The following is a 15,968-nucleotide window of genomic DNA, read 5'->3' as shown; positions in this document are numbered from 1 at the left end:
CCATCACGGCCGCAGCCATGGCGCTTTGCGCTGCCGGGTGGTCTGCGCCCGGATCTCGTCCTGCTCAACGATGGTCTGCAGACCCGGGCCGATCTCGAACAGCACATAGAACGCTTGCGCCGGCCGGGCAAAGCTCAGGGTGGACTGTGCGCTGAGTGTGCCCTGCAGCAGGGTGCGTCCATCATGGCCGATAACGTCCATTCTGGCCCCAGGCATCTCATCCCCGTCATTCGTCACCCCGCGGCAGCGGACCGTGCTGTCATCCAGCAGAAAACAGCGTGCCACGGGCTCATGGGCCTGCGCTGCAGTGCACAGCAGCGCAGCAACGGCACAGCTCCAGCGCAGCATGGCGACGGCGGATTCACGGTATTGCATGGGACTTCCTTTGCTGCTCAAACCACTGCACCGTCGACGGCGACACATGGTCCATGCGCCACGCCGACTGGTAGACGCTGGCGTCCTTGCCGACCACCGTCAACCAGAGTTCGCTCTCCGCCCGCAGTGTGTCTGGCAGAGGGATTTCCACCTTGCGTTCCCAGCGCTGGCCCATGAACGCCATCCCCGTGCTGCCAGTGTTGCGCGGCCGGTTCACCTTCAAGGTGACCTGGCGGATCTCTGGGTCGCAGGCCTCGCAGAACCGCAGATGGAAGGTTTTCATGGGGATGTCCATCGCCACCAGCTCCGGGGGCTTCTGGTCGGCCTCTTCCAGGGTGAAGCTCCAGGGCCCCACCTTGCCTTGCAGCACACGCCTTTGCGACTGGTCATGGATCTGCTCCTGCCACAGCAGCGCCGTGAAAGCCACCAGCGTGGCGCACAGCGCGAACCCTGCACACCACCGGCGTACGCGGGTGTCCCGCAGGGGCACGGGAGCGGCAGGGATGTTCTTTTCTGCCGCGCGCCGCGCAGTGCGCTGGGGCTCCACTGGCTGCCACGGCCATTGGGGCAACGCGAAGATCAGGCACCAGGCCGCAAGGCCCAGCCAGCCCAGCCACAGCGTCACGCCGATGCCCGCACCCAGCGTGGCCACACTCCATGCCAGGGCGGTCGCCAGCAGCAGCCAGCCAACCACCTGCGCACACCGGCGTTGCCCCGTTGTGGGTTGATGGCCCAGCAGGTGGGCACCATGGCGGTCCGTCGCCAGCGCCAGGCCCGCCAAACCCAGGCCGCTGACCCCCAGCATGCCCAGGTGCACCGCACTCAAGAGGACATGGTTCATACCCCGCCACCTGCTCTCTGCAGCCACTCCGCCAGGGCCACCAGGCCCGTCGCAGCCGACAGGCCCCACCAGGCGCGCCAGGCGCTGCGGGTGGCAAACACCCAGAGCACGGCAACGGCCCAGATAACAAAGCTGAGCATGCTGGCCCACATGACGGCCTGGGCAGGCGGCGCAGGCCAGGTCAGCGAGAGCAGCCGGGTCGAAGCCGCAGCCACGGCGTAGCCGCCCAGGGCTGCCGCCAGCACCCGGGAGGCCACGGCCAGCCGGTACCGCAGCGGGAGGGTGTCCGGATGGCTCATGCGCCCTCCTTGTCAAGGGCCTGCCCCGCTGGCAGACCTTGCTCAGTCACGGCCAGGCGGCGCCGCAGTTTCACGGCCATCCATGCCAGAACAGCGGCCAGCGCCAGCATCGTGAGATCGAAACCTGCGAAGACCCAGTCGCCGGAAGCCAGGCTGCGCCCGAGATGGCGGTCGGTGGTGAGGGCGTTGAGCAGCGGTACGGCCAGGTAGGCCGCGCTAGCGAGCCCGCACAGCTCGATCCATGCACGTGCCAAAGGCCGCGCAAGGGCGTAGAACAACGCGGCCAGCCATGCGGCAAACAGCATATGGATCTCCCAGTCGGCCCGCCCCGCCATGCCGATGGGCAGCAGGCGGTTGGCCCAGAAGTAGGCGGCGATGGCCAAGGGCAGGCCGGCGATGGTGGCGACATTGAGTGTTTCCACCAGACGCAGCCCCAGAGGCTCGCGGTACTCCCCCGCCAGACTCAGATGGTGCCTGCGGCGCTTGACGGCCCACAGCACCATGCCGGTGGCGATCATGGCGCACCCCGCCAGGCCTGCGAGGAAGTACAGCCAGCGGCCCCAGATATCGGCAAAAAGGCCCTCGTGCAGATTCAGCGTGACAACCTGGACCTTGCGGGCACTGCCACCCGCAACCAGCTCCTCGGCCAGCGGTGCTGCCGTGTTCGCGTCGAAACGCAATCGGGGGGGATTGAAGAAATCGACACTGCCCTGGTGCATGCCCGCAACGGTGATCACCGGCGCTTCCCCTTTCCGGTGCTCCAGCGTCACGCTGCCCACGCCAGCCCCGCCCCATTGGCTCTGCGCCTGCGCCACCAGTGCAGCCAGATCTGCACGGGGCCGCTGGACGGGAAGACGCTCGTGGACGCGGTCCAGCAGTTCGTCGTAGTAGGTCTTGTTGGCCATGGGGCCGCTGCCGTAGAGCATGTCGCGCCCTGCCGGCATGTAGAGGAACAGGAAGAACACCAGGCCGCTGTAGGTGATCATCAGAAAGAACGGCAGCGCCATCACGCTGAGCGCGTTGTGCGCATCCAGCCAGCTGCGCTGGCCCTTGTTGGGCCGGAACGTGAAGAAATCCTTGAAGATTCTTTTGTGCGTGATGACGCCGCTGATGATGGCCAGCAGCATCAGCATGGTGCACAGGCCCACAATGCGTACGGCCCAGTCGAACGGCATGTAGCGCAGCTCGTAGTGCATGCGGTACAGGCCCAGCCCCCCGTGGGTGCCGCGTGGCTCGATGCCATGCGACTGGACCGCCCCGGTCTGGGGATCCAGGACTTCGTTGCCGCTGGCCCCCCGCTCACGGCCGGCCTGGGGCATGTCCTCCCAGCGGATGGCAAGCTCCTGCCACCCGCGCGGGTTCAAGGACACATGTGGCAGCGTGATGCGCCAGCTGGCTGCGGCGGGAGCCACTTTCTCGAGCCGGTCCAGGGCCAGGGCCAGCAGCTGCGCGGCCGGCACCGGCTGGGCCATCTCTGCGCGCACCAAGGGGCGCTCGGGCTGCATCCAGCGCGTGATTTCCTGCTGAAAGTAGCCGGGCGTGCCGGTGGCAAAGACGAAGAAGAGCACCCACCCGGCCACCAGCCCCACCCAGGTGTGGAGCCAGGACATGGATTGACGCAGATTGGCTTTCATCAGCGGTGACTCCACGCTCAGGGCCATCAGAAGGCGTAACGCATGGTCAGCTGGACATTGCGCGTTGGCGCATAGATACCGGTGTAGAACGTGGTATCCAGACCTTGCAGGTACTTCTTGTCGAAGATGTTGTTGAAGTTCAGCGTGGCCGATAGCTTGGGGTTGATCTCATAGCGTGCCATCAGATTGGCCACCGCATAGGCCTTCTGCTGGCCTCGCAAGGCGAGCCCCGACGAGGTCGCGGTGTAATAGATGCGATCCTGCCAGTTGACGCCGCCGCCCACGGTCAACTTGCTCCAGTCGCCAGGCAGGCGATAGCTGGTCCAGAGTTTGGCCATCTGCTGCGGGAAGGTGGTGCGGATACGCTGGCCGCTGGCATCTTCCGTGGTGCCATAGCTGTAGCTGGCGCTGAGCTGCCAGCCCCGTGCCAGTTCGCCATTCACCTCCAGGTCAATGCCCCGGGTCTTGGCTCCCTGGACCGCACGGTAAGCCGCCTCGACCGGAGAGGTGCCCGGCACGGTCTGACCGCTGTCGGCTTCCGCCAGGTTGTTCTGCCGGATCTCGTACAACGCGACGGTGCTGCTGAGCTTGCCACCGAGCCAATCGCTTTTCAGGCCGATCTCGTAGTTGTCGCCATCGCGCGGGTCCAGCACATTGCCATAGCGGTCACGGTTGCTTTGCGGCTTGAAGATGCTGGTGTAGCTGGCATAGACCGAATGCACGCGGTTGAGGTCATAGACCACGCCGGCGTAAGGTGTGACCACATTGGACTCTTCCATCCGGGTCGTCCGGTTGAAACGCGCGGAGGCCGCTGCGGTATAGGCCAGCGCAAGCCGGTAGTGGTAGTTGCTGACCCGGGCTCCGGCGATGAAGGTCAGATCGTCGCGCGGCTTGAAACGCACTGCACCATACGCACCGCTCTGTTTTTGCCAGCCGTCATAGTCATAGAGCTTGGTACCGGTGATGGCGGGACCGGCCGTCTCGTTGTTCCAGTCGTAGATGTTGACATAGCGGCCTTCGATGCCCGCCCCCTGCTGGGGTTCGTGGAAGTTCTTGAAGTCGGACCAGTTGAAGCCGAAAACCGCCTCATGCCTGCGTCCGAATAGCTCGAACGGGCCTTGCACCTGGGCATCAAACCCACTTTGCCGCTGGGTGGCAGAGCCCAGTCCGCCATACAGACGTACACCGTCGCCCGTCTGCTGGTTGGGAAAACCCCAGCTGGCATCTGCCCCCGAGAAGTCGCGCTTGCCGCGCATGTGGTTGGCGGTCAGGCCCAGCTTCCAGCCATTGTCCAGGCTGTGCTCCAGTTTCAGGAACGCGTTATAGACGTCCATCTCGTTGCGCTTCCAGCGGGCCGCCGCATTCTTCGAAGCGCTGAAATCCGTTTGCTCGCCATTGCTGTAGAACAGCGGCAGGCCTGTGGAGGACTGGCCCCGTGGATCGGAGTGCTGGTAATCCAGCCCCACGGTCAGCAAGGTCTGGGGCGTCAGGTCGGCCTCCAGCACCCCGTACAGCACGCTCTTCTTCTGCTTGTACCAGTCGATGTGCGTACCGCCTTGCTCATGCGCAGCCACCATGCGGCCACGCAGGCTTCCGGAGGCATTCAGCGGACCGGCAAGGTCGACTTCCGCACGGCCGTGGTCCCAGCTCCCGGCACTCAGGCTGGCGTACCCCTGAAACTCACGGGTCGGCTTCTTGCGCACCAGATTGATCGTCCCGGACGGATTGCCTGCTCCCGTCAGCAGGCCTGCTGCGCCGCGCAGCACTTCCACCCGATCGTAGATGGCGAGGTCGGCCTGCGACTGGGGAATGTTCTGGGAGACGATATCGGTGGCCGTGACAATGCCGTCGTACTGGTAGTTGTCGATGTCATAGCCGCGAGACAGGATGGAGAACCGGCTGGCGCCAATGTTCTGCACGGAAATCCCCGGCGTGCGGTCCAGCACGGTCTCGATGCTGTCGATGCCTTCATCGTCCATGCGCTGGCGCGTCATCACGCTGATGGACTGCGGGGTCTCGCGCAGCGTCATAGGCAAGCGCGTGGCGGTGGTGAGCGGGCCGGTGGCCGCGTAGCTGCCGGATCCCTCGGTGTCGCCGGTGCGTATGGCGTTTCCGGTGACGGTCACCGCACCGAGCGTGGCAGAGCCGTCCGCACTGTCCTGCGCGGCAGCCTGGACGGCCCGCAGGCCGTAGCTTCCATCGGGCAGGACATGGGCTTCGATCCCGGTGTTCGCGAGCAACACCGACAGCCCGGCATGCACGCTGTAACTGCCCCGCAGCCCCTGGCTTTGCTTGCCTTCGGCCATGCGGCTGTTGCCTGCCAGATAGATCCCCGCTTCCCGCGAGAAGCGGGTGAGCGCCTGGCTCAGCGGACCTGCCGGAATGTCATAGCTGCGCACGCCCTGGGCAGCGGTGGAAGGCTGTGCATGCGCCACAGGCGCATGGGTGGCAACGCCGATCGCGGCGCCGAGAATGAGCAGCGGAATACCCAGATGCTGGATGGCGTTCTGGTGGCGTGGCGTGGAAGCACGCGTTGTGGTGCGTAATGGCATGGACGGCAGGTTCCGAAAAGAGGTGTTCGACGGAGCGAAGACCACAAATCACCATCCATCTGATTGCCTGGGCAGGCATGCAATATGCCAACGTGCAGATCGTCCTGGGGTAGCAGCGCAACGGCGAAAGATGTCTTCTTGTCAGGAGTAACCAGCGAGCCGCCCAAACCCGGAACCGGTTTCCGAAATATTTTTCACATTCAGCTTTGCGCTTCGATCGTGGTCCACCATGCGATGGGCTGTGCGATGCGTATCGGCAGCGTGGCGGCCAGCATCTGGAGGACACGGTCGGTGTCGTGCAGGGGGAAGTTGCCGTAGACGGCAAAATCGGCCACGGAGTCGGCAAGGCCCAGGTGTCCTCTGCGGTAGCGGCGCAGTTCCTGCACGAACAGGCGCAGCGGCAGGTTGTCGGCCACGAAGCTGCCCTGCGTCCAGGCCTCGCGTGCGGCATCCCCGGACTCCAGCGGTGCGATGGCCTGTGCGGTGAACAGGGTCTGCTGGCCCGTGGGCACGATGCGCGTAGCACCGGTGGCGAAGGTCCGGACTTCCACCGCCCCCTGATAGACCGCCAGCTGCGTTCCCGCTGCGGTCATCTGGACGTTGAAGCGCGTGCCCAGGGCACGCATCTGGCCGTCGGGTGTGTAGACCCGCAGCGGCCGGTGGTCCTGGGCCGTCTCGACGAAGATCTCCCCCGCCACCAGAACGATGCGGCGCTCATCGGTGTCGAACCGGATGTCGACCGCGCTGGCCGTGTTGAGCCACAGCAAGCTGCCATCGGCCAGCGTGAGCTGCCGCAATTCGCCAGTGGCAGTGCGATGGTCGGCCCCCCATGCCATCACTTCTGCTGGCAGCCAGGCCTGCTGCCAGCCCATGGCCCCGACCACACCGCCGCTGGCCAGAATGCCCAGGCTGGCCAGGACGCGCCGGCGTGTGCGCAACCGCTGGTCGGCTGTCGAGAGATGGTCCGCTGTCGCGCGGGGGTTCGGCAAGGTCCGGACCGGCTCGAAGGCCCGGCTGATGTCTTCGACGTAGCGCCAGGCGGCGGCATGCGCGTCTGCCGACGCCAGCCAGCGTTGCCAGGCCGCGCGGTCGGCGGCACTGGCAGAGCCATCACGCAGGCATGCGTACCACTGCGCAGCCTGCGCAAGGTCGGTATGGGAAGGTTCTGCACGCATCGGCAGCGGCGTCCTGGGTGTCAAGGCAGGGGCTCGTGCCGCAGCTCCGCGGCGGTCTGGCGCGCCGCCAGCGTCAGACAGCCCAGCATGGCCTGCGCCACATACTTGCGGACCATCCGTCCGGAAACGCCCAGCTCGGCGCCCACTTCATCATCGGTCATGTCGCAGACCACGGCCAGCGTGAAAGCGCGGGCCGCCTTGGGCGACAGCGACTGGAGCATGCGCCCGACCTCTTCCAGCGCCTGCAGCACCATGGCCTGGCGCTCTGCGGACGGATAGGAGGCCTCAGGGCTTGTTGCCAGGATTTCCAGCCAGGCCCGCTCGATCTCCTGCCGGCGCCACAGATTGATGCACAGATTCTGTGCCGTGGTTTTCAGGTAGGCACGGGCCTCGGCGGGATGGGTGAAACAGCGCTCCGTCCGGCCTGTCAGCAATCGCACAAAGGTGTCGTGGGCCAGATCGGCTGCCTCTGCCGCCGACCCCAAGCGCCGGCGGAGCCAGCCATGGAGCCAGTTGTGGTGGTCGATGTACAGCGCGTTGATGTCAGCGTGCAAGGGGCTGGAGGCGGATGACATGGCAGAAAGCCGGTTGAGTTGCTGGCGCGATAATACAACTCAAACAAGAATCATTAGCATCCTATTGTGTATTCGGGCTGCCGATCTGCCGTAGACCGCCGATGCGACCGGCACACGAGCTTGCGGACGGCACCAAGGACGTCCCCCGCCGGACAAACCCATGCCACCAGACACGGGACAACGGTCCCGCTGGCAGCAGCAATTCTGCAACGCCATCCTGAGGCAGCATGCGATGCCCCGATACACCGCATGCTTTGGAGAGCGGGCCCCTGGCCCGCCCTGCCCTGGCCGCGTTCAGCGTGCCACCACGGCCAGGTTCAGTGCCTGGGCTGCCGCCTGCGGCGCCACATCCCACCCGCCGCCCAGGGCGCGGATCAGGCCGACGGTGGCCGTGTACTGGGCCGTGCGCACCTGCAGGGCCTGGCGCTGGCTGCGCAGTTCGCTGCGGCGCGCATCCAGCAGCTCCAGCTGGCTCACCAGGCCATTGCGGTAGCGCGAATCCGACAGCTGGGTCGCACGCCGTGCCGACTGCACGGCACGGCCCTGGGCTTCGGCCTGGCCTTCCAGCAGCCGCAGCGCGCTGAGCTGGTCCTCCACCTCACGGAAGGCCGTCAGCACCTGGCCCCGGTGGGCGGCCATGGCCGCTTCCAGCCGGGCGCGGGCGCCCTCTTCCTGGGCCGCGCGCTGGCCACCGTCGAACAACGGCAGCGACAGCAGCGCACCGATGCCCCAGGAGCGGGCCGACCACTTGAACAGGTCGCCCAGCTCGGGCGAGGCATGACCGCCGTTGCCGGTCAGCGTGATGGCAGGGAACCAGGCAGCCTCAGCCACGCCCACGCGCGCCTGGGCCGCCATGACGGAGGCCTGGGCCGCCGCCACATCCGGGCGGCGCGCCAGCACCGTGGCCGGCACGCCAGGGGGTACCACAGGCAGGGCCGCTTCGGCTGCAGCCGCTGGCACGGCAAAGCCGCTGGCCACCTCGCCCACCAGCACCGCCAGCGCATGCTGAAGCTGGGCCTGCTGCTGGGCCAGGGACAGGGCTTCGGCCTCGGTCGCTGCCACCTCGGTCTGCACCCGCGCCACGTCCAGCTCGGCCACATCGCCAGCCTGGAAGCGCCGCTGCGTCAGGTGCAAGGTGTCGCGGTAGGCCGCCAGGCTGGCCGTGACCAGTCCATGCTCGGCCTGGACGGCCCGCAGCTGCAGATAGGTCTGGGCCACTTCGGCCTGCACCAGCAGGCGTGTGCTCTGCAGCAAGGCGGCGCGCGCCTGGGCATCCAGCCGTGCGGCGTCGCTGGCCTTGGAAAGCCGGCCGAACAGGTCCAGTTCGTACGACAGATTCAGGCCAGCCGTGACCACGGTGGCCGGCACGGCGCTGCCGGTGGTGGTGATCCCGGCCTGGCGTACCGCCCCGGTGGACACCCCCAGTTGGGGCGCACGCTGGGCATCGGCCGTGCGCAGCAGGGAACGCGCCTCGGCCAGCCGGGCCGCGGCCTCCTGGATGCTGGTGTTGCCATCTGCGGCACGTTCCACCAGACCGGTGAGCACCGGGTCGGCAAAACCCAGCCACCAGGCCCCGCGCGGCTGGGTTTCGGCCGGCGCCGCCGTGGTCCAGGTCTGGCCTTGGCCTTCAACGCTGTTGGAGAAATGCGCTGGCACAGGCAAAGCCGCGTCGGCGGTCACGGGGGCCAGCGGGTGGCTCATGCAGCCGGCCAGGAACAGGGCCGCCGCCAGCGGCAGCCAGCGCGCCGCGGGAAAAGAAAGAACAGTCGTCATCACCGGATTCCTCGGTTTCATTCGTTGGAGCCGCGCGGTGCGGCCAGCACGGGGTGGGCGGCTGCGCCCGGGCCGCTGTGCAGCTCGCGCTCGCCCAGTGGTGCCGTGTGGTGGCCGTGCTGCTGCAGCGGACGGTTGCCCGCCAGGCGGCGCAGGACCACATAGAACACGGGGGTCAGGAACAGGCCGAAGGCCGTCACACCGATCATCCCGGCGAACACCGCCACGCCCATGGCGCTGCGCATCTCGGCACCGGCCCCAGTGGACAGCACCAGGGGCAGCACACCCATCACAAACGCCAGCGAGGTCATCAGAATGGGGCGCAGGCGCAGGCGGCTGGCTTCGATCGCGGCCTGCACCGGGGTGCGGCCAACAAACTCCAGCTCGCGGGCAAACTCCACGATCAGGATGGCGTTCTTCGCCGACAGCCCCACCAGCACAATGAGCCCGATCTGCGTGAACACGTTGTTGTCCCCCCCGCTGAGCCACACCCCGGTCATGGCGGCCAGCAGGCCCATGGGCACGATGAGGATGATGGCGATGGGCAGGGTCAGGCTTTCGTACTGGGCCGCCAGCACCAGGAACACCAGCAGAATGGCCAGGGGGAAGACCAGCACGGCGGAATTGCCGGCCAGGATTTCCTGGTAGGTCAGCTCGGTCCACTCGAAGCCGATGCCGGGTGGCAGGGTTTCGGCAGCGATGCGCTCGATGGCGGCCTGGGCCTGGCCCGAGGAGAAGCCGGGTGCGGGCCCGCCGTTCACATCGGCCGCCAGAAAGCCGTTGTAGCGCATGGCGCGCTCGGGCCCGAAGCTGGGCTCCAGCTTCATCAGGGCCGACAGCGGCACCATCTCGCCCGTGGTGGAACGCACCTTCAGCAGGCCCACGTCTTCGGCACGCGCCCGGTAGGAGGCATCCGCCTGCACGCGCACACTGTAGGTGCGGCCGAACTGGTTGAAGTCATTGGCATACAGGCTGCCCAGGTAGATCTGCAGGGTCTCGAAGATGTCGGTCACCGGCACCCCCAGCTGGCGCGCCTTGGTGCGGTCGATGGCGGCATAGAGCTGCGGCACATTGACCTGCCAGCTGGTGAACAGCCCGGCCAGCTCCGGCGTCTGGTAGGCCTTGGCCATGAAGGCCTTCACCGCCTGATCCATGGCGTCATAGCCCAGCGAGGCGCGGTCCTCGATCTGCAGCTTGAAGCCCCCGGTCGTGCCCAGGCCGGCCACCGGTGGCGGCGGGAACATGGCGATGAAGGCTTCCTGGATGCTGCCGAAGGCCTGATTGAGCTGGCCCGCCACTGCGCCGCCGCTCTGGTCGGCGCGTGTGCGCTCGGCAAAGGGCTTGAGTGTGACGAACACGATGCCCGAGTTCGAGCTGTTGGTGAAGCCGTTGATGGACAGGCCCGGGAAGGCAATGGCATCTTCCACATTCGGGTTCTGCTTGACGATCTCGCCCATGCGGCGGATCACGTCTTCCGTGCGGTCCAGGGTGGCGCCATCGGGCAACTGGGCAAAGCCCACCAGATACTGCTTGTCCTGGGCCGGCACAAAGCCGCCGGGCACCAGCTTGAACAACCCCCAGGTCGCGCCCACCAGCACGGCATAAATCACCAGCATCAGCGCCTTGCGGCCGATGACACGCTGCACGCCACCGCTGTAGGCATCGGAACCGCGGTGGAACAGGGTATTGAAGCGGCGGAAGAAACCGCCCAGCACGCGTTCCATGCCGCGTGTCAGCGCATCCTTGGGCTCGTGGTGGCCCTTGAGCAGCAGCGCGCTGAGCGCCGGCGACAGGGTCAGCGAGTTGATGGCCGAGATCACCGTCGAGATGGCGATGGTCACCGCGAACTGGCGGTAGAACTGGCCGGTGAGGCCGCTGATGAAGGCCAGGGGCACAAACACGGCCACCAGCACCAGGGCGATGGCAATGATGGGGCCGCTCACCTCCTGCATGGCGCGGTAGGTGGCCTCGCGCGGCGACAGACCGGCTTCGATGTTGCGCTCCACGTTTTCCACCACCACGATGGCGTCATCCACCACGATACCGATGGCCAGCACCAGGCCGAAGAGCGACAGCGCGTTGATCGAAAAGCCCAACAGGTGCAGCACGGCGAACGTACCCACCACCGACACCGGCACGGCCAGCAGCGGGATGATGGAGGCGCGCCAGGTCTGCAGGAACAGGATCACCACCACCACCACCAGGGCCACGGCTTCCAGCAAGGTGTGGATCACGGACTTGATGGAGGCACGCACGAACTGCGTGGGGTCGTAGGCAATACGGAACTCCACGCCTTCGGGCATGTGCCTTTGCAGCTCGGCCATGGTGGCACGCACATTGGCCGAGATGTCCAGGGCGTTGGAGCCTGGGGCCTGGAACACGCCCATGCCCACGGCGGGGTCGTTGTTGAGCAGGGAGCGCAGCGAATAGTCGGCCGCACCCAGCTCCAGGCGGGCCACGTCGCGCAGGCGCGTCACGGCACCGTCCGCGCCGGTCTTGACGATGATGTCGCCGAATTCCTCTTCGGTTTGCAGGCGCCCCTGGGCATTGATGGACAGTTGCATGTCCACGCCCGGCAGGCCGGGCGAAGCGCCCACCACACCGGCCGCGGCCTGCACGTTCTGGCCCCGGATGGCACTCACCACATCGGCGGCCGAGAGGCCGCGCTGCGCGACCTTCTGCGGATCCAGCCAGGCGCGCATGGAATAGTCACCGCCGCCGAAGATCTGCACCTGGCCCACGCCGGGAATGCGCGCCAGGCGGTCCTTGACGTTGAGCACCGCGTAGTTGCGCAGATAGTCGATGTCATAGCGGCCATTGGGCGAGACCATGTGCACGACCATGGTCAGGTCGGGCGCACTCTTCACCGTGGTGATGCCCAGGCGACGCACTTCCTCGGGCAGGCGCGGTTCGGCCTGGGACACGCGGTTCTGCACCAGTTGCTGGGCCTTGTCCGGGTCGGTGCCCAGGGCAAAGGTCACGGTCAGCGTCATCACACCATCGGTGGTGGCCTGGCTGCCCATGTAGAGCATGCCTTCCACGCCGTTGATGGATTCTTCCAGTGGCGTGGCCACGGTCTCGGCGATCACCTTGGGGTTGGCACCGGGATACTGGGCGCGCACCACCACCGAGGGGGGAGCGACTTCCGGGTATTCCGAGATCGGCAGCACGCGCAGGGCGATCAGGCCGGCCAGGAAGATGAGCACCGACAGCACCCCGGCAAAGATGGGGCGATCGATGAAAAAGCGGGAGAGATTCATGTGCGGGTCTTTCTTGCCGGACGCATTCAGGCGATGGGCTGCTTGGCGGCGGCCTTGGCAGCCGGTGCGCGCTCACCCTGCAGTTCAGCCTTGGCGGCCATGGGCACTTCCTGGGGCGCAATCACCGCGCCGGGGCGCACGCGCTGCAGGCCGTTGACGACGATGCGTTCCCCGGCCTTGAGGCCAGAAGTCACCACACGCAGACCGTCCACCGGTGCGCCCAGCTGCACTTCGCGGTACTCGGCCTTGTCGCCTTCGCCCACGACCATGACGAACTTCTTGTTCTGGTCCGTGCCCACGGCGCGCTCGTTGATCAGCACGGCCGAAGTGCTCTGCGCCTGGCCCATGCGGATGCGCGCGAACTGGCCCGGCATCAGGCTGCCGTCGGCGTTGTCGAACACGGCGCGCACACGCACCGTGCCGCTGCGCGCATCGACCTGGTTGTCGATGAGTTGCAGATGGCCGTTGAAGGGGGTGCTGCCGGCCGTGCCGGTCCCCATCTGCACCGGAATGTGCTCGATGCGTGCACGCCCGCCCTGGGTGCCCTTGCCGCCGTCCAGCCCGTCGATGGCGCGTGCCACGACCTGTTCGTCGGTGTCGAAGCTGGCGTAGATCGGGCTGACCGAGACCAGGGTGGTCAGCACCGGGGCGCTGGCACCGGCACTGACCAGGTTGCCCACGGTCACTTCGATGCGGCCCACACGGCCGGCCACGGGGGCGCGCACCTGGGTGTAGGAGAGGTTCAGCCGGGCGGTCTGCAGCGCAGCCTGGGCGGCACGCAGATTGGCATCCGCTTCGCGCTGGGCGTTCACACGTTCGTCGTGCTCACGCTGGGCGATGGCGCTTTCCTGCAGCAGGCGGGCGGCACGCTCCATCTCGCTGCGGGTGTAGGACAGGCGGGCCTGGGCGGCCACCACCTGGGCTTCGGCGCGGTCCACTTCCGCCACATAGGGCGCGGGGTCCACGGTGACCAGCAGATCCCCTTGCTTGACCAGGGCACCTTCGCGGAAATGCACGGCCTGCACGGCACCGGCCACGCGCGGGCGGATGTCCACGCGCTGCACGGCTTCCAGGCGGCCCGAGAATTCATCCCACAGGGACACGTCCTGCAGCACCACGGCGGCCACGGAGACGGGGATGGCAGGCGGTGCGGCCTGGGCAGGCGCCTCGGCATGCGATGCCTGCAGGCCCAGCGCCGCGCCCCCGGCAGCGACGACCACGGTGGCCAGGCCGATGGCGGTCCACCAGCGGCGCGAGGAAGAGGAAACAGGGGAAAGCGGTGCGTTCATGGCAGTTCCTAAAAGATGGTGCGCCCGCCCCGAGGGGCAGGACGCTGAAAATCCGGGCAAAGCGGTGCCCTCCGGCAGATCACGCCGGAAAAAACCGAACAACAGGAGGACCTGCCCCGGCGGGTGCCGGTCAGGGGATACCGTGGCTATGCTCCAACGGTCTGGAGCTCAGGCAGCGGTCACAGGCAAAGATTCAGTGGCAGTGGTGGAGCGTCCGTCACGGCGAGGGCCGACATCGGCTGTCTGCAAAGAAGCGGCGAAACTGCTCCTGCACCTCGTCCGCACAGGGACAGGCGCGGGTGCCGGGCTGCAGCAGGGCGTCGGGCCATTGCTGCGCCTGGTTGAACACGTGGCGGGTCACGGAAAGGCCCGCAGCTTCGAGCCGGGCCGCATAGGCCAGGGCTTCGTCGTGCATGGGGTCGTCGCTGCCCACCAGCACCAGGGTGGGCGGCAGGCCTGCCAGGCGCTGGGCGGCACCTGGCACGGCATAAGGGTGCTCGGCATCGCGCGTGCACCCCAGGAACTTGAGCCAGCCATCGGCCCATTTGCAGGCGGTGGCGGTCCCTGTGGCCGCGCGCAGCGAGGGCGTGCCCACACAGGGATCCAGCATGGGCGACAACAGTATCTGTCCTGCCAGCGGCGGATGCGACTGGTCACGCGCCATCAGGGCCACACCGGCCGCCAGATTGCCGCCTGCCTCTTCACCGGCCAGGTACACCTGGGCACCGGCACCGGCCAGACGCGTGCGCTGCTTGTAGGCCCACTGCAACACGGCATACCCGGTTTCCAGCGGTTGGGGAAACGGCGAGAGCGGGTAGGCCACCGAAACCACACGGGCGCCAGCGCCTTCCAGCAGGCTGGCCACGGTGCAGCCGTTGTCCAGATCCCCCGAGACAAAGGCCCCGCCGTGGAAATGCACCACCAGAGGGAGCACCTGGCCGGCCGGCTTGCTGCCATAGACGCGCACGGCCACCTCCTGCCCGGCCACGGTGAGGGTGGAATCGGTGCAGACGGACGGTGGCGACGGGACAGCAGAGGTGGTGGACATGGTGGTGGGGCCGAACGGGATCGGGCAGGACCTGACAGAACCAAACAGGACCGGACAAAGCCGGATGAGGGCAAATGTAGCGCGGCAAAGGACCCCGATAAACCGGGCAATTGCCACCGCAGTGTTTCCAATTCCCGAACAATGGCGCAGGGAACTGCGTGTGAGAATTCTTCTGCCCCTTTCGGGGCAGAGAAGGAAAAAGGGAGAGTCCATGGACCAGATCCAGGCCATGCGCCTGTTTGCGCGCGTGGTCGAAGCCGGCACGTTCACGCGCGCGGCCGATTCACTGCAATTGCCCAAGGGCACGGTGACCAAGCACGTCCAGGCCCTGGAGGCGCGCTTGCGCGTCAAGCTGCTCAACCGCACGACCCGCCGGGTCACGGTCACGGCCGATGGCGCGGCCTACTACGACCGTGTCGTGCGGCTGCTGGCCGACTTTGACGACATGGAAGCCAGCCTCAGCCAGGCACGTGCCGCGCCGCGCGGGCGCCTGCGCGTGGATGTGGGCACCTCCATGGCGCGCCTGCTCATCATTCCGCGGCTGGCCGAGTTCCAGGCGCGCTACCCCGACATCCAGATCGACCTGGGCGTCAGCGACCGCACGGTGGATCTGATCGGTGACAACGTGGACTGCGTGATCCGTGGTGGCGAGCTGTCCGAGCAGTCCCTGGTGGCGCGGCGTATCGGCAACCTCGAATTCGTGACCGTGGCCGCACCCGGTTATCTGGCCCAGTACGGCACGCCCCAGCACCCGCTGGATCTGGAGAACGGCCACCTCAACGTGATCTATTTCTCGCCGGTTTCCATGCGCCGCTACCCGCTGGAATTCCACCGCGGCGGGGAAGTCCTGGAGATCGGCAGCCCGGCCCAGCTGGCCGTGAACGAGGCCAATGCCTATGTGGCGGCCATCGTTGCGGGCCGGGGCGTTGGCCAGATCACCACCTTCCAGGCCCAGAGCCATCTGGACTCCGGCGAACTGGTGCAGCTGCTGCCCGACTGGACCCAGCCGCTGCTGCCCGTCTATGTGGTCTACCCGCCCAACCGCCACCTGAGCGCCAAGGTGCGTGCCTTTGTGGACTGGGCGGCCGAGCTGTTTGTGCAGAACCCGCATCTGCAGCGCAGCGCCGCCTGAGATGAAGACATGCGC

12 protein-coding genes are annotated in these 15,968 nt (G+C 67.0%); 1 reads left to right on the top strand and 11 read right to left on the bottom strand.

Going from position 1 to position 15,968, the window contains the following annotated elements; translation table 11 throughout:
• Positions 1 to 3: 3 nt before the first annotated feature.
• From CT3_RS03275 to CT3_RS03225, 11 genes are all read right to left on the bottom strand, one after another.
• A complete protein-coding gene (locus CT3_RS03275) occupies positions 4 to 375 on the bottom strand; it encodes a hypothetical protein (protein ID WP_083520574.1) in 372 nt (123 codons plus the stop codon).
• The gene (locus CT3_RS03270) at positions 362 to 1,216 is read right to left on the bottom strand and encodes a DUF3325 domain-containing protein (protein WP_066540300.1); all 855 of its coding nucleotides are present in this window, start codon (positions 1,214 to 1,216) and stop codon (positions 362 to 364) included. Before CT3_RS03270 ends, CT3_RS03275 begins: the two co-directional genes overlap by 14 nt.
• Positions 1,213 to 1,515, bottom strand: a complete 303-nt coding sequence (locus tag CT3_RS03265; protein WP_066540297.1) for a DUF3649 domain-containing protein — start codon at positions 1,513 to 1,515, stop codon at positions 1,213 to 1,215. The genes CT3_RS03270 and CT3_RS03265 overlap by 4 nt, the downstream gene beginning before the upstream one ends.
• The gene (locus tag CT3_RS03260) at positions 1,512 to 3,149 is read right to left on the bottom strand and encodes a PepSY-associated TM helix domain-containing protein (protein WP_066540841.1); all 1,638 of its coding nucleotides are present in this window, start codon (positions 3,147 to 3,149) and stop codon (positions 1,512 to 1,514) included. Before CT3_RS03260 ends, CT3_RS03265 begins: the two co-directional genes overlap by 4 nt.
• 26 nt (positions 3,150 to 3,175) lie before the next feature.
• Complete coding sequence (locus tag CT3_RS03255; RefSeq protein ID WP_098066051.1) at positions 3,176 to 5,701, bottom strand: TonB-dependent siderophore receptor; 2,526 nt, start codon at positions 5,699 to 5,701, stop codon at positions 3,176 to 3,178.
• A 200-nt stretch (positions 5,702 to 5,901) separates the two neighbouring features.
• Positions 5,902 to 6,876, bottom strand: a complete 975-nt coding sequence (locus CT3_RS03250) for a FecR domain-containing protein (RefSeq protein WP_066540295.1) — start codon at positions 6,874 to 6,876, stop codon at positions 5,902 to 5,904.
• Positions 6,877 to 6,896: 20 nt separating this feature from the next.
• Entirely contained in the window at positions 6,897 to 7,451 is a 555-nt protein-coding gene (locus CT3_RS03245) for a sigma-70 family RNA polymerase sigma factor (protein ID WP_066540293.1), read from the bottom strand.
• Positions 7,452 to 7,745: 294 nt separating this feature from the next.
• Positions 7,746 to 9,224 (bottom strand): efflux transporter outer membrane subunit, encoded by a 1,479-nt coding sequence (locus CT3_RS03240; protein WP_066540291.1) that lies wholly within the window; start codon positions 9,222 to 9,224, stop codon positions 7,746 to 7,748.
• A gap of 17 nt (positions 9,225 to 9,241) precedes the next feature.
• Positions 9,242 to 12,484 (bottom strand): efflux RND transporter permease subunit, encoded by a 3,243-nt coding sequence (locus CT3_RS03235; protein ID WP_066540289.1) that lies wholly within the window; start codon positions 12,482 to 12,484, stop codon positions 9,242 to 9,244.
• Positions 12,485 to 12,510: 26 nt separating this feature from the next.
• Positions 12,511 to 13,773 (bottom strand): efflux RND transporter periplasmic adaptor subunit, encoded by a 1,263-nt coding sequence (locus CT3_RS03230; protein WP_066540287.1) that lies wholly within the window; start codon positions 13,771 to 13,773, stop codon positions 12,511 to 12,513.
• Between the two features lie 217 nt (positions 13,774 to 13,990).
• Entirely contained in the window at positions 13,991 to 14,821 is an 831-nt protein-coding gene (locus CT3_RS03225) for an alpha/beta hydrolase (RefSeq protein ID WP_066540283.1), read from the bottom strand.
• 211 nt (positions 14,822 to 15,032) lie between these two features.
• On the opposite strand from CT3_RS03225, the gene CT3_RS03220 reads away from it, so the two are divergent.
• Positions 15,033 to 15,953 (top strand): LysR family transcriptional regulator, encoded by a 921-nt coding sequence (locus CT3_RS03220; RefSeq protein WP_066540281.1) that lies wholly within the window; start codon positions 15,033 to 15,035, stop codon positions 15,951 to 15,953.
• Positions 15,954 to 15,968 lie beyond the last annotated feature (15 nt).

Source organism: Comamonas terrigena NBRC 13299, assembly GCF_006740045.1.
GTDB classification, from domain to species: Bacteria; Pseudomonadota; Gammaproteobacteria; order Burkholderiales; family Burkholderiaceae_C; genus Comamonas; species Comamonas terrigena.
This window is presented reverse-complemented; position numbering and strand designations above follow the sequence as displayed.